At 69.7% G+C, this 20,941-nt stretch carries 20 protein-coding genes; 15 read left to right on the top strand and 5 right to left on the bottom strand.

The genetic code is table 11. The features are described 5' to 3' along the window. Positions 1-262: 262 nt before the first annotated feature. Entirely contained in the window at positions 263-1,198 is a 936-nt protein-coding gene (locus ABT084_RS38050; protein ID WP_502968985.1) for an STAS domain-containing protein, read from the bottom strand. 139 nt (positions 1,199-1,337) lie between these two features. On the opposite strand from ABT084_RS38050, the gene ABT084_RS20990 reads away from it, so the two are divergent. The 6 genes from ABT084_RS20990 (at position 1,338) to ABT084_RS20960 (ending at position 6,896) form a co-directional block, all read left to right on the top strand. Further along, positions 1,338-1,664: a MarR family transcriptional regulator gene (locus ABT084_RS20990; RefSeq protein ID WP_351045971.1), complete on the top strand. Its 327-nt coding sequence runs from the start codon at positions 1,338-1,340 to the stop codon at positions 1,662-1,664. 612 nt (positions 1,665-2,276) lie between these two features. Continuing rightward, entirely contained in the window at positions 2,277-3,455 is a 1,179-nt protein-coding gene (locus ABT084_RS20980) for a PP2C family protein-serine/threonine phosphatase (protein ID WP_351045968.1), read from the top strand. 96 nt (positions 3,456-3,551) lie between these two features. Continuing rightward, positions 3,552-3,947, top strand: a complete 396-nt coding sequence (locus ABT084_RS20975; protein WP_351045966.1) for an ATP-binding protein — start codon at positions 3,552-3,554, stop codon at positions 3,945-3,947. Between the two features lie 280 nt (positions 3,948-4,227). Then, the gene (locus ABT084_RS20970; protein WP_351045963.1) at positions 4,228-4,941 is read left to right on the top strand and encodes an aromatic acid exporter family protein; all 714 of its coding nucleotides are present in this window, start codon (positions 4,228-4,230) and stop codon (positions 4,939-4,941) included. A 76-nt stretch (positions 4,942-5,017) separates the two neighbouring features. Further along, positions 5,018-5,356, top strand: a complete 339-nt coding sequence (locus ABT084_RS20965) for a hypothetical protein (protein WP_351045961.1) — start codon at positions 5,018-5,020, stop codon at positions 5,354-5,356. 217 nt (positions 5,357-5,573) lie between these two features. Continuing rightward, positions 5,574-6,896 (top strand): glutathione-independent formaldehyde dehydrogenase, encoded by a 1,323-nt coding sequence (locus ABT084_RS20960; protein WP_351045959.1) that lies wholly within the window; start codon positions 5,574-5,576, stop codon positions 6,894-6,896. A 48-nt stretch (positions 6,897-6,944) separates the two neighbouring features. Here the strand turns inward: ABT084_RS20960 and ABT084_RS20955 are convergent, their stop codons facing one another. The 3 genes from ABT084_RS20955 to ABT084_RS20945 all read right to left on the bottom strand — a co-directional run bounded on the left by ABT084_RS20955 (position 6,945) and on the right by ABT084_RS20945 (position 10,747). Continuing rightward, complete coding sequence (locus ABT084_RS20955) at positions 6,945-7,232, bottom strand: plasmid stabilization protein (RefSeq protein ID WP_351046086.1); 288 nt, start codon at positions 7,230-7,232, stop codon at positions 6,945-6,947. A gap of 322 nt (positions 7,233-7,554) precedes the next feature. Next, a complete protein-coding gene (locus tag ABT084_RS20950; protein ID WP_351045957.1) occupies positions 7,555-8,277 on the bottom strand; it encodes a hypothetical protein in 723 nt (240 codons plus the stop codon). A 349-nt stretch (positions 8,278-8,626) separates the two neighbouring features. Then, the gene (locus ABT084_RS20945) at positions 8,627-10,747 is read right to left on the bottom strand and encodes an MMPL family transporter (RefSeq protein ID WP_351045954.1); all 2,121 of its coding nucleotides are present in this window, start codon (positions 10,745-10,747) and stop codon (positions 8,627-8,629) included. Between the two features lie 64 nt (positions 10,748-10,811). On the opposite strand from ABT084_RS20945, the gene ABT084_RS20940 reads away from it, so the two are divergent. Further along, positions 10,812-11,306, top strand: a complete 495-nt coding sequence (locus ABT084_RS20940; RefSeq protein WP_351045952.1) for a MarR family winged helix-turn-helix transcriptional regulator — start codon at positions 10,812-10,814, stop codon at positions 11,304-11,306. 48 nt (positions 11,307-11,354) lie between these two features. Here the strand turns inward: ABT084_RS20940 and ABT084_RS20935 are convergent, their stop codons facing one another. Beyond that, the gene (locus ABT084_RS20935; RefSeq protein ID WP_351045950.1) at positions 11,355-11,669 is read right to left on the bottom strand and encodes a hypothetical protein; all 315 of its coding nucleotides are present in this window, start codon (positions 11,667-11,669) and stop codon (positions 11,355-11,357) included. 466 nt (positions 11,670-12,135) lie between these two features. On the opposite strand from ABT084_RS20935, the gene ABT084_RS20930 reads away from it, so the two are divergent. From ABT084_RS20930 to ABT084_RS20895, 8 genes are all read left to right on the top strand, one after another. After that, positions 12,136-12,780 (top strand): L-threonylcarbamoyladenylate synthase, encoded by a 645-nt coding sequence (locus ABT084_RS20930; RefSeq protein ID WP_351045947.1) that lies wholly within the window; start codon positions 12,136-12,138, stop codon positions 12,778-12,780. An 87-nt stretch (positions 12,781-12,867) separates the two neighbouring features. Beyond that, positions 12,868-13,503: a carbonic anhydrase gene (locus tag ABT084_RS20925; protein WP_351045944.1), complete on the top strand. Its 636-nt coding sequence runs from the start codon at positions 12,868-12,870 to the stop codon at positions 13,501-13,503. 275 nt (positions 13,504-13,778) lie between these two features. After that, positions 13,779-15,854, top strand: coding sequence for a SpoIIE family protein phosphatase (locus ABT084_RS20920; protein WP_351045941.1), 2,076 nt, complete (start codon positions 13,779-13,781; stop codon positions 15,852-15,854). A 398-nt stretch (positions 15,855-16,252) separates the two neighbouring features. Further along, the gene (locus ABT084_RS20915) at positions 16,253-16,711 is read left to right on the top strand and encodes a hypothetical protein (protein ID WP_351045938.1); all 459 of its coding nucleotides are present in this window, start codon (positions 16,253-16,255) and stop codon (positions 16,709-16,711) included. 104 nt (positions 16,712-16,815) lie between these two features. Next, a complete protein-coding gene (locus ABT084_RS20910; protein ID WP_351045935.1) occupies positions 16,816-17,745 on the top strand; it encodes a DUF8832 domain-containing protein in 930 nt (309 codons plus the stop codon). A 115-nt stretch (positions 17,746-17,860) separates the two neighbouring features. Continuing rightward, positions 17,861-19,084: a permease gene (locus ABT084_RS20905; RefSeq protein WP_351046083.1), complete on the top strand. Its 1,224-nt coding sequence runs from the start codon at positions 17,861-17,863 to the stop codon at positions 19,082-19,084. 78 nt (positions 19,085-19,162) lie between these two features. After that, positions 19,163-19,801 (top strand): class I SAM-dependent methyltransferase, encoded by a 639-nt coding sequence (locus ABT084_RS20900; protein WP_351045933.1) that lies wholly within the window; start codon positions 19,163-19,165, stop codon positions 19,799-19,801. 725 nt (positions 19,802-20,526) lie between these two features. After that, positions 20,527-20,886: a nuclear transport factor 2 family protein gene (locus ABT084_RS20895; protein ID WP_351045930.1), complete on the top strand. Its 360-nt coding sequence runs from the start codon at positions 20,527-20,529 to the stop codon at positions 20,884-20,886. Positions 20,887-20,941: the final 55 nt, after the last annotated feature.

Below are 20,941 nucleotides of genomic sequence, written 5' to 3'. Positions count from 1 at the left end.
CACCAGGCCGCCGCAGTGGCTCCTGCTCAAGCGGGAGCATCGGCGATCAGCGGCCTCGGACAGGGAAGCGTGCCGCGCCGGTCAGGGCTGCGCTGCGCGTCGTACGCGGCCACTCGACACCCGGCACGCGCCTGCGCCCCGTTGGCGAAGCAGCGCTCTACGCCGGGTCTGAACAGCGGGCAAGCCCGGCAGTGCGGCGTCGTGTGGAAGATCGCCCTGCCGGATCGGCCGACTGGTTCGGGCTCGGCGGCGAGGTCCGGTTTCATCCCCGGGCCGGCCGCGGAGGCGTGGAGGTGGAGGCCAGGGTGAGGGCCTTGGCCGACTTCTCCCAGCCTCGCGCGTTCGCGAGTCCGACAGCCCTGTTCAGGGCCTCCCGGTGGCTGAGAGCTGCCCGCAGCTCGCGCGCCGGGCGCAGCCGGGCGTAGCGGGACAGGCTGGGGAATGCACGGCGGGCCCGGGCCACCGTCTCCATGAGACGCAGCAGGTCAGGCTGCCATCCGGTGGTCAGAAGCGCGGCACCGTGCTCGTCGGCCCACTGCTGGAGGGCGGTGAGGAAGCGCAGGCCGGTCAGGTCCATGAAGGGCACGTCTCGCAGATCGACGGCTATCGCCGCCCCGTGCGGAGGAAGCTCGGCCAGCAGGCGCACGTCGCAGCGCAGGTCGAGCTCGCCGTGCAGGGTCAGCAGAAGGGTGTCCCCGACCCGCTGAAACTCCACCGCGAAGTCCGCCGACGTGCCCGCTCGCGGTCTCGGCGAGTCCGGAGCGCCCTGTGTGGGAAGGGACGGAGGCACCACACGGGAGCGCTCCGGAGCCGGTGCCGACCTCCCACCGGAGCGGAGGAGGCAGGCGGTCCCGGTGGTCTCCAGCAAGCGGGCGACACAGGCGCTCTCGATACAGATGTCGAGCGTCCGGCCCCCGGTGACGGCCAGCAGACGAGCCCGTAGAAGCTCACGCAGCCCCGAACAGTCACAGAAGGCGACCCCGGCGAGATCGAGCCGTACGGGACCCTCATACGAGCTGAGTACGGCCGTGAGGACATTTCCCAGGTACGAGGCGTTGTCGAAATCGATCTCCCCGCGTGCGGTGACGCGAACCTCGTCCACGCGGGGCGTGACGCACAGGCGCAGCGACCGGGCCTCTCGCGCTGCCTGATCCGGCGGAAGGGCCGGAAGGGGAATGGGTACGCGGGGGGAAGACATGACGCCTCCCGGTTCGAAAGGTGCCGCACAGTACGTACGTTCCTGTACCCGGATATACGCGATTAATTACATGAAATGTGCATCTCGTGCTCATGCCGTGTCAAGTCATACCCCGTCATCGTGCGGGCATAGTAGAGACATGGGAAACCCCACCGGCGGGGCGCAATGGACCTTCCTCACCAGCCATGCCCGGGTGCTGCTCGCGATCTCCCGTGATCCGGGGGTCCGCCTGCGCGACGTGGCATCGGTCTGCGCCCTGACCGAGCGCAGCGTCCAGGCGATCGTCGCCGACCTCGAGGAAGCGGGCTACCTGACCCGGACCCGGTCCGCCGACGCGCGCCGCAACCACTACACGATCAATGCCGGCGCGCGCTTCCGGCACCCCGCGGAAGCGGGGCACGAAATCGCGGGTCTCCTCGCACTCCTTGCGGAGCACCCGCAGACGCCCAAGGACACCAAGGCCTGAAGCGCCGCAGCCGGCCACAAGTCCCAGGGGATGCAAGCGGTCCGCGTACGACGGGTAGCGGTGCACAGCGTCGCCGAAGAACGCCGCAGGGTGATGGTGGCGCCGGTTCGGCGGGGGCCTGGTGGGTGCGCACGATCTCGCGCGGATGTTCGGCGGCACTCTTGTGGAGAAGCGCGGGCCGGTCGGCGGTATCGGCTTCGCGTTCCTGCGTGCCGTCGGTGTGGAGCATGAGGCGGCCACCAGGGCGCAGGTCGAGGCCGGGAGAGGGGGCCAGCGCGGGCCCGCCTCGGCTGATGTGGCTTACGGGCGGCGGGCCGCTTCCACGCTGTCGGCGATACGGAACAGGGTGCGGGCCTGGGTGAGCTCCAGAACCCTCTCCAGGGGCCGGGGCAGGGACCCAGCCAGCACCAGCCGAGCCTTGGCTCCGTCCGATAGGGCTTCCCCCAGTCTCTGGGCCGATCGGTCGGTATCCGAGGAGACGGGCCGTCCATGAAACCGGAGGTGAGGGCAGGGGCGAAGACTATGGCGAAGGCTCCCCACGCGGGCATGCGACCCAGCCTGATTTCTGGCGCATTCGCGGGAAAGAGCATTTCATGGCAGAGGGAGGCTGATGTGGCAGGTGAGCGGATCGGGCTGGCCGAGGTGCTGGCGGCGGCGGAGGCTGCCGCTCCGGTGGACTCCCTCGATGTCGTGGCGGGTAACCTGCGCGACCGGTTCGGCGCGCGGTCCGTGTCGTTCCTGTTCGTCGATGTCGTGGGCCGGCGTCTGCTGCGGGTCCACGACACGGCGGCCACACACGAAGAGGACCGCGCCGCCCAGGTGCCCCTTGGTGGCAGCAGCGTGTACGACGAGGTCCTGCGCGCCCAGAATCTGGTCCTGGCAGCAGATGGAGGGCAGGGGCAGCGGGTCCTCGCGCCGGTCACCAACCGCGGCGACACCATCGGTGTGCTGGAGCTGTTTCTCACCGAGGTCACACCGGATGTGCTGGAGCAGGTCGCAGAGGCCGCGCACGCTTTGGCGTACATCATCGTCACCGACCGCCGGTTCACCGATCTCTACCACTGGGGCAACCGCACCACCACCGTGAGTCTGGCCGCGGAGATCCAGCGCCAGCTCCTGCCCTCGGCCGCCTCCTGCGAAGCCGCGCAGTTCACGCTTGCCGGGGCGCTGGTCCCGGCCTCCGACATCGCCGGGGACACCTACGACTACAGCCTCGACAACGACACCCTGCACCTGTCCATCACCGATGCCATGGGCCACGACGTGAATGCCTCACTGATGGCCACCCTGCTGGTCAACGCCTCCCGCGGCGCCCGCCGCGCCGGCGCCGGTCTCACCGAACAGGCCCGTCAAGCCCACCAGGCCCTCCTCGAGCACGGCCACCACACCTTCGCCACCGGCCAACTCCTGCGCATCGCGCTGGACGGGAGCGGCGCCCGGCTCGTCAACGCCGGCCACCCCTGGCCGCTACGGCTGCGCGACGGCGCCGTCGACGAGCTGCCCCTGCATGTCGACCTGCCCTTCGGCGCCGCCCACCACCAAGGCCTCTACCGGGTCCAGGACCTCGACCTGCAACGTGGTGACCGCCTCCTGCTCCACACCGACGGCATGCAGGAACGCGAAGCCTCGGCAGTCGACCTCCCCGCCCTCCTGCGCAAGACCGCCGCCGAGCACCCACGCGAAGTCGTGCGCACCCTGGTCGCCGCGGTCACCGGCGCCTACGACGGCCGGCCGCCGAAAGACGACGCCACCGTCCTGTGCCTGGACTGGCACGGCCCCCACACCGCATGACACGAGGGGACAAGACCTCCATATGGGAGTGAAACCGGGTATGTGCGTGCAGGAGGGGCAGGCGCTCTACAGGTTCACCGTGTGGAGGGAGAATCCGTGACCGCGCCCGTTCTCGACCAGCCAGTGCCGCGCACCGGCCAGCCCACGACATCAGCACGTGACGCCGCCCGCGGCTTCCTTCACCACGCCGCACATGCCAGAGCCCCATCCCAGCCCGAGAGCACCGACGTGGTGCTCCTGGTCGTCGACGAACTCGTCACCAACGCGATCCGCCACACCGACGGACCCTGCGCCCTCCGCCTGGAACTCCACGAGGACCACATCGAAATCCGCGTCACCGACGCCAGCCCCCACCCACCAAAGCCCCGCCCACCCCACACCGACGGAACCGGCGGCTGGGGGTGGCACATCATCAACCACCTCACCACCCACACCCACACCGAACCCACCCCCGACGGCGGCAAAACCATCTGCGCGCACATTCTCTGGTAGCCGGCGAGTGAGGCGGCAGGCTCTCAAGGGACAGCTCCACAAACGGGTTCGCCACAGGATCGCCCGCCGCGCAACAAGCCCCTGGGATGATCGGGCTGATGGCTGCCGACGGCCAGCAGAATCGTTCACGCCAACGCCCGGGTATCACGTCCGGGTCCGGTAGAGGCCGAGAGCCTGCTGCCCAGTGCGCTGCGTTCGTGGCCCCAGGCTTCGCGGGTGTGGCTCGCGAGACGGTCTTCCGGCAGGACGGTCGCCGCGCGTGCCCAGAGGGGTGGCTACGGTGCGAAGGATCTGGTCGGCGGTCACGGATCGAGCCAACTATCTACGCCGCGCGGTGCGAAGAGCCGGGAGCGAGCGGGGCGAGGTCCTGCTCGGCGCCAAGACCGTGATCGCGGCGATGGCTGCGTGGGTCCTGGCGCGTTACCTGCTGCCGCCGGCCGTCTCGACGTTCGCGCCGTTCACCGCGCTGGTGGCACTGCGGGCAACCGTGTACCGCTCGGTGCTCGACTGCCTCCAGTACGTGCTGGCGATGGCAGTGGGCGCCACGCTCGCCGCCACGCTGGCGGCCGTGGCCGGCATCCACGGCTGGACGTTCGGCCTCCTCACCCTGCTCGCGCTCTGCGTCGGCAGGATCCGGCGCTTCGGGCAGCAGGGCATCCAGGTCGCCATCGTCGGCTTCTTCGCGTTTTCCTCCGGACAGGGGCAGATCGACTACATCGGCCACCTGATCGCCTCGGTGGGCATCGGCGCGCTCTGCGGCCTCACCGCCCACCTCGTCCTTGCCCCCGCCTGCCACACCGGACATCGGCAGCAAGCCGTCACCGACCTCTACACCACCATGGCCAGCGCCTCGACGACCTCGCCCACACCCTCGAAGCAAACGATCCCGACCGGGATCACCTGCGCCAATGGCGCCGCGACTGGCACAGGCTGTCCGCCGAGTGCGAGCGCATCCGCCACTCCATCGAAGCCGAGATCGAGAACGGTCGCATGAACCCACGCCGAACCATCAACGGCTCCGGCGAGGCCCTCCCTCGCGCCCGAAAGCGATCACTGTCGCCGAACGCAGCATGGACCACCTGCGTTCCATGACCCGGACCCTGGACTACGCCCTCGACAGCGGGGAACTCGGGAGCCTCCCGGCTCCTTTCCGTCCCCGCTTCAGCACTGTCCTGCGCGCTGTGGCCAAGGCGATGAAGGAGATCGGCCAGGCGTCACACACCGATCCGCACCTCCTCGATGCGAAGATCGACGAAGCGGCCGGAGAACTCGACCAGGTGCAGCAGGAGGAACGGGCCACACCGGAAACCTCCCCTGCCGCGCACGCCTTGCAGGGCACGCTACTCACGGACGCCGGCCGCCTCCTGGCCGATCTCAGGTCGGGCCGGCAAAGCCTCGCCAGCACCTGAGGACCCTCGATCCGGCATGGGGCTCCGCGTGATGTGACGCGAGCGGGGTAGGTGGCATGGAAGAGGCGTCACCGCCGAGGCAGGCGGACGCTCCCCGCGGTCGAGTCGCCTGGCAGAGCCGACCGCGCCGACACTCCGACACTCCGACACTCCGACAAGGTGCCACCATTCGCCGTGGACACTCCGGTGAAGCACGTGGCGTCGGCAAGGAAAGACCATGAAAGCGGCAGTGTACGAAGGACCGCGGACGGTGACCGTCAAGGACGTCCCCGACGCGAAGATCGAGCACCCCGGCGACATTCTCGTGAAGATCACCACCACCAACATCTGCGGCTCCGACCTGCACATGTACGAAGGCCGGACCTCCTTCGAGACGGGCCGGACCCTCGGCCACGAGAACCTCGGCCAGGTCGTCGAGGTGGGCAAGGCGGTCAGCAAGGTCAAGGTCGGCGACTGGGTGGTTCTGCCCTTCAACATCGCCTGCGGCTTCTGCAAACAGTGCGAGCAGGGCTTCACGAACTACTGCCTCACCATGCAGCCCAAGCCGGACATGGCCGGCGCCGCGTACGGTTTCGCCGAGATGGGCCCGTACCAGGGCGGCCAGGCAGAACTCCTGCGCGTCCCGTACGGCGACTTCAACGCCCTGCGCCTGGGCGAGGACGGCGCCGAGCGGCAGCTCGACTACGTGATGCTGGCCGACATCTTCCCCACCGGCTACCACGCCACCGAAATGGCGGGCGTCAAGCCCGGCGACCAGACCATCGTCTACGGCGCGGGCCCCGTCGGCCTCATGGCCGCCTACTCCGCGATCCTCAAAGGCGCCGGCCGCGTCTGGGTCGCCGACCACCAGTCCGACCGGCTCCGGATCGCCGAGGAGATAGGCGCCATCCCCATCAACACCGCCGAGCAGGATCCCGCCGAGGTCGTCAAGGACGCGACCCTCGGCCTGGGCGCGGACAACGGCTGCGAATGCGTCGGCTACCAGGCCCACGACCCACAGGGCAAGGAAGACGCGACCCTGACCATGAACGGGCTCATCGACTCCGTCCGGTTCACCGGCGGCATCGGCGTGGTCGGCGTATTCCTGCCCGAGGATCCGGGAGGCGCCGAGGCCCAGGGCGAGCTCGAAGCCCAGGGAAAGATACCGCTGGACTTCGGCATGCTCTGGTTCAAGGGCCAGCACATCGGCACCGGCCAGGCGCCCGTCAAGCGCTACAACCGGGCCCTGCGCGACCTGATCGCCGGCGGCAAGGCCGAGCCCAGCTTCCTCGTCTCCCACGAACTCACCCTCGACGAGGCCTCATCCGCGTACGAGCACTTCGACAACCGCGACGACGGCTGGACCAAGGTCGCCCTCCACCCCAACGGCAGCAACGGCTCCAGCCACCGCGCATCCGCCTCCAAGCGAGGCAGCAGGAGCGCGGGAGACGACTCCTCCCGTCAGACCCTGGAGGAGCTACGGCAAGAAGCGAAAGCGCAGGGCATCCAAGGCCGTTCCCACATGAACAAGGAGCAGCTGCAGCACGCCCTCAAGCATTGACCACCAACCCACGGGCGGGTCTGGCGGCGGGCTGACCCATGAAACGATTCAGTGGTCGAGGCAATTCTTGAGCTGCTGCTTGGTCATGGTCGAGCGGCCCTCGATCCCGCGCATCCTTGCCTCCTGATAGAGCTCGTCCTTGGTGCGCTCGGAAGAGCCCCCGCCTCCACTGCCCGACTTCTGTCCGCCGCGCTGCGAGGCCGAGTTACCGTGCGTGGAACTGCGGCTGGCCGTCTTACTCTCCCCCGACCGCGCTCGCTCCTTGTTCACTGTCCGCTCGAGGACCCAGGCGCTGGAGCGGTCGGCACAGCCCAAGCGCACAGCCCAAGCGCACAGCGCTGGTGACCGTCCGGCGAGTCTGCGGCACCGGAAACGGCTGGTGATGCTCCCTCACTTGGAGGAGGCGGCCCAGGTGCTGATCCGGCAGCTGGCGCAAACCCTCCTCGCCGACACCACGCCTTGAGATCAGCCGCACATCACCAAGATCAGACGAGACATCGGCACGGCTCCGCCAGACGGGGCAGGAGCCGTCCCAGCCGACACGCGAGGGCTCTGGGCGTTTGCCGAAGTGTCACGCCTGCATCAGCGGCCCGCCGAGCCCGGGTGGTGTGCGGCACCCGCCGGAGCGGGAGCAGCGCCACGGAAGGGGCCGCTGCCGTCAGGCCTTGCCCGTGAGGGACGCCACCATTTGCTTCGTCAGCTTGGTCCCTCCCGCTGCGCCGTTGTCGGTGGCGCTGCTGACGAGGACGGTCACCACGGAAGTGCCCACCCGCGCGGCCACCAGCGTGGTGCCGCCTCTCCAGGCGGTGCTGGTCTCGGTGATGGCCCAGGCGCCGTCGCCCAATCCGGTCAGGGGCTTCTCGGTGACCTTCACCTTGGCGTGGGTGCCGTTGTCGGTGAAGCTCGGGCATGCCTTGGAGATCTTGCCCAGTGCGTCGAGCACGGTTGTGGCGGTCGTGCCCTGGTAGACGTCGATCTCCTGGGCGAATTCCTCGGAGGAATTCTTGTTCACGTACGCGTTCTGCGCGAACGAGACGCCGGTGATCCCGGTGATCTCCGTCCATGAGGTCCCGCCGAGCTTATTGCAGTCGGGGGTGGGCACCTCTTCGGTGGCCGGCAGCGTGTAGGTGGTGCCTGTGTCGCGCATGGACTCCGGGTCGGCGGTGAAGCCGGTCGCGAAAAACGAGGCGGGCGCGAGCGCCGCCTTGAGCTGCTTGCCCGTCAGCAGGCCCTTGTTGGGATCGGTGGACGGCACTGCGGCGGCCGACGGCGAGCCCGCGGTCGGCGCCGCGGCCTTCGGGGCAATGAAGGAGCAGGCCGTCAGCGCCAGCGGAAGTGCCGCAGCGCTGAGAAGCCTGACGGCGGAGGGTATCTGACGCACGATGTGACTCGACCTCGATGTTCGCATGCATGGCGCACCGGATCGTCCGGCACGTCACGGGTTGGCTGAGACCGGATCCACGCGGCCCCGCCGGCCGCCCGCACGCGCGGCCAGTGCCCTACGGCAGCAAGGACGGTGGAGCGGGAGGCGGGCGGGGCAGCTTGCGGCCCGAGCGATACGGCCGTCGGTCAGCATCCGCACCCGTTTCCGCGATCTCGGTCTGTCGGCATCCCGCTTCTGGCCGGGACGGCCTCGGGTCGGCAACAGCACCCGCATCGTGAACATCACCGCTGGCAGCGCTTTCCTGATCGCCGGCATCACCATCCTGACTATGCTCGGCAGCCGTTTGCTACGGCTTGCGCGGCAGTTCGCCGGCATCTGGGTCCGAGTGCTGTACGCGGGCCAGGGCGCTGGGCCACCAACTGCGGGGGCCGATGTCGATGACCACTGCCGGGACCAGGAGGGAGCGGACGACAAGGGTGTCGAGGAGGACGCCGAAGGCGACGATGAAGGCGATCTGGACGAGGAAGGCGAGGGGGATGACCATGAGCGCGGCGAAGGTGGCCGCGAGGACCACCCCGGCCGAGGTGATGACGCCGCCGGTCGTGGTCAGCCCGCGTAGTACTCCCTGGCGGACGCCATGGGTGAGGGATTCCTCTCTGACGCGCGACATCAGGAAGATGTTGTAGTCGACGCCGAGCGCCACGAGGAAGACGAAGCCGTAGAGGGGAACGGAGGCGTCCGTGCCGCTGAAGCCCAGCAGGTGCTCGAAGACGAGTGCGGACACGCCCAGGGTGGCGAGGAAGTTCAGCGCGACGGTGGCCACGAGCAGCACCGGGATGAGGACGGACCGCAGGAGCAGGACGAGGACGAGGAAGATGATGCCGAGGACGACCGGGACGATGACGGTGCGGTCGCGGGCCGCGGTCCGCTCGGTGTCGTACTGCTGGGCTGTGTATCCGCCCACGATCGCATCCGCCTCCGGTACGGCGTGCAGGCGTGCGCGCAGTTCGGCGACCGTCTGCTTCGCGGCGTCACTGTCGGCGGCGGACTTCAGGGTGGCGTCGATACGGACCCGGCCGCCGACGGCCGGCGGCTCGCCGCCACCGGGCCGCCCCGAGGCGGTGACAGGTGCGGCCGCGGCCACGCCTTGCGTGGCCCGGGCGACGGCCTCGACGGCGGATGCCTTCGCCGCGTCCGTGATGATCACCACGGGCTGGCCCGATCCACCGGGGAAGTGCCGGCCGAGGGTCTTCTGCGCGGCGACGGAGGGGGCGTCCTTGACGAAGATCTCCTCCAGTGGCACGCCCTTGGAGGACAGTGCCGGCGAGAAGGCGGCCAGGACGAGCAGGAGCAGCGTCGTCGAGACCCAGATGCGGCGGGGTGCCCGGTCGATGACGGCTGCGATGCGGCGCCACACGGTGTGGCCCTGCGCCGTGGCATCGCCGGGCTTGGGGGTGGCGGGCCAGAACGCGGTGCGGCCGAGGAGGACCAGAACAGCGGGCAGGAAGGTGATGGTGCTGAGGACGGAGGCGGCGATGCCGATGGCGCCGACCGGGCCCAGAGCCCGGTTGTTGGTCAGGTCGCTGGCGAGCAGGGCGAGCAGGCCCAGGGCGACGGTCGCGGCGCTGGCGGTGATCGCGCCCGCCGAGCGGCGGACGGCGGCGAGCGCCGCGGCCGTCCGGTCCCCCCGCGCGGCGAGTTCTTCCCGGAACCGCGCGGCCAGCAGCAGCGCGTAGTCGGTCGAGGCGCCGATGACGAGAATGGACAGGATTCCCTGGACCTGACCGTCGACGCGCACGAGGCCGCGGTCGGCCAGTACGTAGACGACCGCGCACGCCAGCCCGAGGGCGAACACCGCGCTGATGATGATCATCAGCGGGAGCAGCAGGCTGCGGTACACGAGCAGCAGGATCAGCAGCACGGCTCCGAGAGCGACACCCAGCAGGAGCCCGTCGATGCCGGAGAAGGCATCCGCGAGATCGGCCTGCGTGGCGGCGGGACCCGCGATCTGCACGCCCAGTCCCGGCACCGAGCCTGCGGCCGACCTCACCTCCTCCAGGACGGTCGGCAGTTGTTTACCGAGGTCGGGGGCGAGCGGGACGACGGCTTGCAGGGCCCGGCCGTCCTCGGAGCGCACGGCGGGCGACGGCGGCGCCTGTACGCCGCGCTGCCCGGCCAGGGCAGCGATGGCCCGCGTAGCCTCCTGCTGCCGGGCTTCGGTGACCTGCCCGCCGTCCCGGGCCTGCCAGACGATGATCGCGGGTACCGACTCGGACCGCTCGGAAGCCCTGCGCTCCTGGAGGACCCTGGTGGACTCGGCGCTCCGCGGCAGGAAGGCGGCCTGGTCGTTCGTCGAGACCTCGCCCAGCTTCCCCGCGTAGGGGCCGAGCGCACCGCCGATCCCCAGCCAGACCACCAGCAGCACCACGGGCACCAGCCAGCGGACCCATCGCCTTGCGCCTCTCATGGACACCCCTTCAACATCTCAGCGAGAAAGTATCTCAACCATTGAGAGACCATATGCTGTGTGCATGCGCAGCGACGGCACCACTCCCCCCGCTCTTCCGTCCGACGACCCGATCGGGATGCAGTCCTTCGCCGTGCTGCTGCGGGCCATGAACGCGGAGTTCAATCGGATCGCCCACGAATTCGCCCAGGCCCAGGGCCTGCACCTGACGGACGTCCAGGCCTTGATCGCGATCCTGGACGCCGACCCCGAACAGGGTGACGGCCCCATCACCCCAGGGCGGCTGGCCACCCACATGAACCTGACCACCGGCGCCGTGACGGCCTGCCTGGACAGGCTGGAAAAGGCCGGCCACATCCACAGGGCCAGAGCCGCCGATGACCGGCGCGTGGTCCACATCCACTACGCACCCGCCGGCCGCGCGGCCGCACGCGAGTACTTCCGGCCCCTGGCCCGGTCCACCGATGCCGCACGCTCTCACTTCAGCCCGGACGAACTGCACACCGTGGTCCGGTTCCTGACCGAAATGAACACCCAGCTCACCCGCGTACGCCGCTGAACACCCACCGGCCGCCCAGACATACCCGCCTGACCTGCCCTGCCGAGCTCAAGCGTCGGGCTGCGCATTGTGCGCGGGGGTGGTCGGATAGCCGTTATGGACCCTGTGCCCGACGATGGCGCCCTCGATGACCTCGACCGTGAGCGTCGCGCTGCCAGGAGAGTCCTGGCAGCGCACGCGGCAGATATCGACGAACTTGCCCGCTTCCTGGACATGCTCGATCTCCGCAACTGCGACACGCCTTCGAGGCTGCGAACAGAGGACTCTTTGCAGGGCTTCAACATCCTTCTCTGACAGTGGGAATACCGGCCCACCTGTGGGGAGGAATGCGGCCTGCGGGGATACCTGCGGCTCGGTGAGCACAGGTGAGCCTCGGCGCGGTAACCGCCGCGTACTGAGCCGCCGCGTACTGAGCCGGCGCGGCACGAGAGGACGCCACCTGGACGTCACACAGTGCTCGGATCACAGCGCCCTGCGCTTGCGCCACACGACGCCGACACGACTCACAGCCGGTCAGCCGGCGCTCGCCTTCATCAGCGCCCTCGCCGGCGCCCGTGCCACCACTACGAACACGCCTACGAACACCCCTACGAGCGAGTCAACTACTGCACGCAAGTCCGGCACCACACAGATGGGGCCGCCGGACAAATCCGCCTGCCCGCAAACGCCAGCACAGCCGCGGTACGGGAAAGCGTCCGGAGGCCGAAACCGGAGTGTGGTCCTCCATCTGCCGGGCGGCACGTACGAGAGGGCGGGGCCGGCATCCCGGTAGCGTGCCAGGGTAAGCCAGCGGGTACGGGCCGCGCGCCCGGCGGGATGAAGGACGACCATGGCCTTTCGTTATGACTGCTCTACCGCGTCGAGCCGGGCGGAGGGGCTGCGTGCAGCGGTTCTGGCGGTGGGCCGAGGGGAGCTGGTGGTGCTGCCGACGGACACCGTCTACGGCATCGGTGCGGACGCGTTCGACCGCGACGCGGTGCGGAGCCTCCTGGAGGCCAAGGGCCGTGGCCGGGCCATGCCCTCCCCCGTGCTGGTCGCCTCCCCGTATGCCCTTGCCGATCTTGTTTCCGACTTCCCCGAGCAAGGCCGGGCACTGGTGGACGCCTTCTGGCCAGGCGGCCTGACCCTCGTGGTGCGCCACAGGCCGTCGCTGACCTGGGATCTCGGGGAGACCCACGGCACGGTCGCGGTCCGGATGCCCTCCGATCCCGTGGCGCTTGACCTGCTCGCCGAGACCGGGCCCATGGCTGTCTCCAGCGCCAACCTGACCGGTCACCCCTCCCCGCAGGACTGTGGTGCCGCCCAGGGCATGCTCGGCGATGCGGTCGCCGTCTATCTCGACGGCGGGCCCACCGAGGCGGCCGTCGCATCTTCGATCGTGGATCTCACCGGCCGGGTACCGGTACTCAAGCGTGCCGGAGCGATCAGTGTCGAGGACCTGCGCAAGATCGTCCCCGACCTGCTGGAGCCGTGACCTTCCGGTTTCAGCCGCAGTCGGCGCATCCTCGGTCCATTGGCGGACCCCGTGGTGTGGAGGGCTGCGGCGCCGTAGCCTGCGGCCATGACCGACGCAATGTTCCCGACTCCGTCCGAGGCCTTTGAACTGCTGCTGGCCGGCAACCAGCGGTTCATCGCGGGCACGCCTGGCCACCCGAACCAGGACGCGGCGCGGCGCACCGAGACCGCGCCCGCTCAACGCCCGTTCGCCGTACTGTTCGGCTGCTCCGATTCCCGTCTCGCCGCCGAGATCATCTTCGACCGGGGCCTGGGTGACCTGTTCGTCGTCCGTACAGCAGGCCACGTGGCGGGACCGGAGGTGCTGGGCAGCATCGAGTACGGCGTGAGCGTGCTGGACTGCCCGCTGGTGGTGGTGCTGGGCCACGACACGTGCGGGGCGGTCGCAGCCACCCGCGCCGCCCTGACCGACGGTGTCGCCGCCACCGGATACGTACGCGATGTCATCGAGCGCGTGACACCCAGTGTCCTGGCCGCCCGGGCCGCGGGGCTCACCGAGGACGACGACATCATCGCCGAACACATACGGCACACCGTCGACCTCCTCCTGGACCGCTCCCGGGTGCTCGCCGACCAGGTGGCCGACGGACGGACAGCCGTGGTGGGCCTCTCCTACCGGCTGGCGGACGGCAGCGCCCGAGTGGTCACCGCCCGCGGCCTGCCGCAGGACGCGGCCGCCTGAACCGGGCAAACCGAGGTCAGGAACGGTGCGCCTGGGTTGGTGTCGATCGATGGCCGGGGGGAGGCTGGGAGTGCGCAGCCAACGGGTCTGTACGGGCCCACGGGACTCAGGATGACCCGGTCAGCGGATACCCGTGAGCGATGCACCCACGCTGTGGTGGACGCCGATGGGCACAGGATCACGCGCTGCGCCGGCGCCGCTCCGGCAGACGCCGGCTCCGCTGAGGGCGGAGAGTAGGGGTCACCAGCGGTGGCGGGTGTGGAAGGAGCTCTAGGATGCGAGCAGCCGAGTCCTTCCCGGTCTACCCCGGCCCGTCCGCGGATGGCGGTTCACCCGAGCCGGGGGGCCTGCTGGACGTCCTGAAGGTCGCCGCTCTGGTGCTCGACGCAGAGGGGCGGATCACGTTGTGGAGCCCGCAGGCCGAGGAACTGTTCGGGTACACCGCGGACGAGGCACTCGGCCGGTTCGCTGGTCGGCTGCTGGTTCACGAGCAGCACCTGAAACTGGTGGTCGAGCTGTTCGCTCGCGTCATGGCAGGCGGGGGAAGCTGGGCGGGCGTGTTTCCCGTGCGGCACAAGAATGGCGGCACGAGCCTGGTGGAGTTCCGGAACATGCGGCTGGAGGACGGACGGAATGGCGTCTATGCCCTGGGCCTGGCCACCGACCAGGCGACGTTGCGGCGGGTGGAGCAGGATCTGGCGCTGTCCACGCGGCTGATTTCGCAGTCTCCGATAGGGCTGGCGGTGATAGACACCGACCTGCGGTACGTGGCCGTCAATCCGGCACTGGAACGCATCAACGGCTTGCCGGCTTCCGAGCATGTCGGCCGGAACGTCCGAGAGGCATTGCCCTTTTTGGACGCCGAGGCCATCGAGGCCGCGATGCGCGAGGTTCTGGCCGACGGAATCCCGATTCTTGACCGGGAGTCCACGGGGCACACCCCGGCCGACCCGGACCGTGAGCACGTGTGGTCGGTGTCCTTCTACCGGCTGGAGGGTTCCAACGGGAAGGTGCTCGGGGTCGCGACCTCCGTCGTCGACGTCAGTGATCGGCATCGCGCCACGGCCGAGGCCGCCGGGGCCCGGCAGCGTCTCGCGCTGGTGGCCGACGCCTCCCTGCGCATCGGGACCACGCTCGACCTGGACCAGACCGCCCGCGAACTCGCCGAGGTCTCAGTGCCGGAACTGGCCGACGTGGCCGCGGTGGACGTGCTCGACAGCATCCTGCACAGTCGTGCGGCCGTTGCCGTACACGAAGGGGCAGCGGTATTCCGGGCCCTGGCCGTGGCCGCCGCGTACCCCAGCGAGGCGGTGGGTGCGGCCGATCCGCCGGGTGAGGTGGCGCGCTACGACGCCGACCGGCTGGTCACCCGGTGCGTGAACACCGGCCGCCCGGTCCGCGTGCCCCACGTAGACGCCGATGACCTGATCCGCATCGCCCGCAGTCCCGAAGCCGCCAGGGCGCTGGCGGCCGCAGGACTGCACTCCTACCTGGCCGTGCCTCTCATCGCCCGCGGGGAAGTCCTCGGCTCCCTCGACCTCAAGCGCCTCCACAATCCGGAGCCGTTCAGCGCGGACGATGAGGTCCTGGCCAGCGAGCTGGCCGCGCGGGCCGCCGTGTGCATCGACAATGCCCGCTGGTACCAGCAGGCACGCAACACCGCCCTCACCCTCCAGCGCAGCCTCCTCCCTCAGGAGCCACCGGACCCGCCCGGCCTGGAGATCGCCTACCGCTATCAGCCCGCCCAAGCGGCGGACGAGGTCGGCGGCGACTGGTTCGACGTCATCCCCCTGACGGACGACAAGACCGCCCTCGTCGTCGGCGACGTCATGGGCAGCGGCATCAGCGCCGCCGCAACGATGGGCCAGCTCCGTACCGCCACCCGCACGCTGGCCGAACTCGACCTCGACCCCGCCCAGGTACTGCGTCACCTCGACCGCCTGGCCGACCCCATGGGGCAGACCATCACCACCTGCGTCTACGCGGTCTATGACCCCCACCACGCCCAATGCCTCATCTCCAACGCGGGGCACCTGCCCCCCGTGCTGATGCGCCCCGGACGGCCACCCGAACTATTGGAACTGCCCACCGGAATCCCTCTGGGCGTCGGCGACGTCCCCTTCCACACCACCACGTTCGATCTGCATCCGGGCGACCAACTGGTCTTCTATACCGATGGCCTGGTCGAAACCCGTGACGCGGCCATCGACGAACGTCTGAACGCTCTCCTCGCCCTCCTCGCAAAGCCGCCGCGATCCCTGGAAGAGACCTGCGACATGCTCCTCCAGGCACTGCGCCACCCCGGCGACCACGACGACGTCGCCCTCCTCATCGCCCGGGTCCAGCACTGACAGGCCCACGGCCGGGCCCAGGCACATGTGAGTGCTGGCGGGACTGGATGTGTGGCGGAACCCTCGAAGCCGGCCCCGACCCCTCAAGGCCATCGTCGGGCGTGAGGTGACAGAGCCCGGCCGGCGTGACGCGGTATCCCGGCCCGAGCACCGGCCGCGCCAGCTCTCGTCCCCCAGCCCGCTCGGCAGGATCCCGCCGATCCCGCCGATCCCGACGTTGCGCCACAGCCGGTACGCCCGCGGGGACAGCTTTCACGTCCGACGTCTGCACGTCCGAAGGGGTCGGCAACGTCACACAGCAGCTTTGATACCCCGGCACCAGGTACCGGGCCGGGGTATGGTCGAGGCGACGTGGCGACGCAACGGCCGCGTTCGATCACATGGGGAAGGAAGCAGTGATGGCCGGCAGCGGACAGCTACGCAGGCGGGGTCTCGCCCCACTGCTGGCGCTGTGCGCGGTCCTGCTCGGCCTGTTCCTCATGCACGGTGCACCGGCCACCGCCGCCGAAGGATGCCACGGCGCGATGTCCACGCCCGTTGGGATGCACGAAGTCCCCGCACCAGGCGCGATGATCTCCCACGATCTCGGCGCGGTGCAGTCCGCCGCAGGACAAGTGACGGCGCATCCGGGCACGCAGCATGCGTCAGGCGCGGCGGCGATGGACGGCACAACGTGCGTCTCGACGCCCGCCCGCGACACGACCCCGCTGCCGGCACCCGCTCTGCTGGCCGTCGCCAGTATCCTCACGGCCCTGTTCCTGGCGGGCCGCACCCTGGCGCCCGCCCGAACGGGGCGCCGCGGGCCGCCGTCGGGCGGACGAAGTCTGCTGCTCCAGGTGTGTATCGCGCGGACCTGACAGGACCCCGCCGGAACCCGGACGTATCCCGGGCCCGGCACGTGTCCAGCTCACCTCCGCGCGCCCGCCCAGCGTGGTGCGCCCACCCGGAAAAGACCACCACCATGTTCGCTTCCCCCCGTCCCACCGTGCGCCGTCGCGCCCTCGCGGCGGCCGGTACCGCAGCCGCGCTCGCGCTGACGCTGACCGCCTGCGGCTCCTCCAACGACGAATCCTCCTCGATGCCGGGCATGGACCACGGCGCCAAGCCGTCCGCGTCCGTCTCGGCAACGGCATCGCCGTCCATGGGTGACATGCCCCGCATGGACCACATGGCTGCCGGCGACGGCCTGTCCGACACCAAGGACGGCTACCGTCTCACCAGCACCGACACAACCCTGATGGCAGGAAAGCCGGCCGCCTACCGGTTCGCCGTCACCGGCCCGGACGGCAAGCCCGTCAGCGCCTTCGCCGTCGACCAGACCAAGCGGATGCACTTCTACGCCATCCGCTCCGACCTGACCGGCTTCCAGCACATCCACCCGACCATGGCCGCCGACGGCACGTGGACGGCCGCCCTGGACACGCTCGCGCCCGGAGCGTGGCGCATGTTCGCCTCCTTCACCCCCAACAGCGGAGTCGGCAAGGAAACAGCGTTCGTTCTGTCCCGCACAGTCACCGTCCCGGGCACGGAGACGAAGACGCCGCTGCCGGCCGCCGCCCAGACCACCGAGGCCGACGGCTACACCGTCACCGTCAAGGGCGAGCCGATGGCCGGGATGGCGCACCCGCTGACGGTCACCGTCACCAAGGACGGCAAGCCCGTCACCGACCTTGAGCCCTACCTGGACACGTACGCCCACCTGACGGCCTTCCACGAGGGCGACACCGCGTTCGCGCACCTGCACCCGACCACCAAGGTCAACGGCGGTCACGGCGGGCCGGAACTGTCCTTCAACGCGGAGCTGCCGACCTCGGGGAACTGGCGGCTGTTCCTGCAGTTCCAGACCGGCGGCAAGCTCCACACCGCGGCCCTGACTCTCCACGTCGGCTGAACCCTGCGGGGTGCCACCCACCCGGGTGGCGCCCCGCGCCCATCCCGCCATGCTGCGCGGGTGCGACGTGTCGGTGGGCCCCATGCCGTGCTCTTCTCGGAAGGCTTCAGGAATGATCCACGCCGTACTGCACGCATTGTCGATCGCGGGTTCCATGACCTGGGAGATCACCTGGGCCCTGATCCTGGGGTTCGCCCTGTCCGCGGTCGTCCAGGCCGTCGTCCGCAAATCCACTGTCGCTTCCCTGCTCGGCGACGACCGCCCCCGCACCCTGGCCATCGCCGCCGGTCTCGGCGCGGCTTCCTCCTCCTGCTCCTACGCCGCCGTCGCGCTGGCCCGCTCACTGTTCCGCAAGGGCGCGGACTTCACCGCCGCGATGGCCTTCGAGATCGCCTCCACCAACCTGGTCGTCGAGCTCGGGGTGATCCTTGCCCTGCTGATGGGCTGGCAGTTCACCGCGGCGGAGTTCGTCGGCGGCCCCATCATGATCGTCGTCCTGGCCGTGCTGTTCCGGCTGTTCCTGCGCGACAAGCTCCTGCACCAGGCCCGCGAGCAGGCGGAGCGCGGACTGGCAGGCTCGATGGAGGGCCACGCCGCGATGGACATGTCCGTGAAGCGCGAGGGCTCCTTCACCCGGCGCCTGCTGTCCCGCGAGGGCTTCACGTCCACGAGCCATGTCTTCGTCATGGAGTGGGCGGCTGTCCTGCGCGACCTGGTGATCGGCCTGCTCATCGCGGGCGCGATCGCCGCCTGGGTCCCGGACGCGTTCTGGAGCACGTTCTTCTTCGAAGGCCACCCGCTGGCGTCCAAGCTCTGGGGCCCCATCATCGGCCCGCTGGTCGCCATCGCCTCGTTCGTCTGCTCGATCGGCAACGTGCCGCTCGCCGTCGTGCTGTGGAAGGGCGGCATCAGCTTCGGCGGCGTCGTCTCGTTCATCTTCGCCGACCTGCTGATCCTCCCGATCCTGAACATCTACCGGAAGTACTACGGACCGAAAATGGCCCTCTTCCTCCTGGGCACCTTCTACCTCGCCACCGTCATCGCCGGGTACATCGTGGAGTTCACCTTCGGCGGCCTCGGCCTCATCCCCGACCAGGCCGACGCCAAGATCCCCATGGAAGGGATCACGTGGAACTACACCACCTGGCTCAACATCGTCTTCCTTCTCCTGGCCGCCGCGCTCCTGATCCGGTTTTTCCGCACCGGCGGAAGAGACATGCTCCGCATGATGGGCGGCTCACCCGGCACCGGCCACGACGCACACGGCGGCCCCAGCACGGGCCATGCGCGGCACGGCAGCCAGCCGGGCAATCACCAGCACCCTGAGGGCAATCATTGACCACTCCGCTTGGGGGTGGAGAGGGATTTCCACCCCCAGGCCGATCCCGAAGCCCCCTGCGAGTGCTCAGCTGGTCCCATGAGTCGCATCCTGCCGCGGATCCTGCCCAGCCCGGACGGCAAACCGCTGCCGCCACACGACACAGCGCAGGCGTTTCGGGCCTTCGCCCACGATCTGGCCGCCGGCCGACGCCAGTGGGGGGCCGGGGAAGCAGCCTTCCTCGGCGGGCTGTTCGACCAGCTCGCCGCAGACTGGGACACGACCCAGGCGACCGGCCGCGTCGACCCGCTCCTCGACGCCCTCACCCGCGGCGGGCCACTGCCGGCTGGCCGCTGCCTGGAAGTCGGCTCCGGGACAGGCCACTTCACGTCTCATCTCGAATCCGTCTTCCCCGGCGTGATCAGCCTCGACCTGTCCGAGCAGATGCTCCGCCAAGCCACCACCCGCTCCCCTGTCCGCATACGTGCCGACGCGAGCGCACTCCCCGTGGCCGACAAGTCGATCGCCGCCATCGCCGCCATCGACATGCTCCTCTTCCCCGCCGAGACCGCCCGCGTCCTGGCACCGGACGGCGTACTGCTGTGGATCAACCAGCTCGGCCAGGACGGCCCGCTGTACCTGTCGGCGGAAGAAGTCGCCGACGCGCTGCCGGGCCACTGGGAGACAACGGAATCCGAAGCGGGCTGGGGCACCTGGGCCGTCCTGCGACGCAGCTGACCACCACGCAGTCCCGGCCGGGATGCGCCGCCCCGGCCTTGTCACCCTCGGCCCCCACATGGTCTTGAGGCTCCGACCGGAGCTGCCTTCCGCCCAGTCGTGTCGTGCGGGCCAGCGGATCGTGCGATGACCCCATGACCAGCGCGCCTGCGCCCACGAGCCGCCGCCCCGCCGGGCGCGGCTTTGTGCTGCTGGTACCGGGGCCTACGCCCAGGTCCCGGCGGGCGCCCAGGTGGTCTTCATCCTCGGCGCCCCCGTCACGGTGACGCCCCTGTCCTCCTGGGAACTGCACCGGCTCCGGCTCCACCACGGACTCACGCTCCGTACGGCGCTGCAACGCTGACACCCGCCATCCGCCCCCGTCCCGCGGCGGCCGGCACCCCGGGGCCCCAAGGTGGGCGGCCAAAGAGACAGGACCGAGATCGGGGAGGCACCCGCCCATGCGGGGGTGTTCCGCCAGGCCCGGTCGAGGCCGGGAGCGACGCTCAAGTCCCGTCGCCAGCGATCTCGGAGTGAACAACGCCGTCCGGTGGCCTTCCCGTGTTCCTTCCGGTAGGCCTTCCCCTCTTCCTTCCTGGTGTCCCCACCCGCCGCGATGTTCTGCTGTACACGATCAAGCGGCAGGGGTTCTCTACGGGTTCCCGTCGCTTGCTCGCACGGGGGTCCACAGCGTGCTGCCCGATGGGCAGAGCATCCCACTCATCCAGCACAGGAAGGTGTTGCCCGTGAACGACCTAACCGCCCGAACCCCACAAGAGATCTTCCGCGATCACGGACAGGCGCTCGTCGCCGAGGACCTCGACCGGATCGTCACGAACTACGCCCCCGACGCGGCTGTCATCACCCCGGACGGCGTCAAACACGGCAGGGACGGCGTTCGCGAGAGCTTCACCCGGCTTTTCGCCGACCTCCCCCACGCCAAGTGGGACCTGAAGATCCAGACCTTCGAAGGCGACGTCCTCTTCCTGGAGTGGTCCGCCGCCTCCGACACCAACCAGGCACGGCACGGCGTCGACACGTTCGTCTTCCGCCGCGGGCTCATCCAGACCCAGACCATTCGCTATGCGCTGACCCCGAACAGCTGAGGACATCAGACCCATGAATAGCTTCTTAGGAGCTGCCGGTTCCGCTGTACGGAGC

Origin of the sequence: Streptomyces sp. NPDC002138, from assembly GCF_040296485.1 — a bacterium.
Classification (GTDB): Bacteria; Actinomycetota; Actinomycetes; order Streptomycetales; family Streptomycetaceae; genus Streptomyces.
The sequence above is the reverse complement of the archived record's forward strand: the minus strand, read 5'-3'. Positions and strand labels throughout refer to the sequence as shown.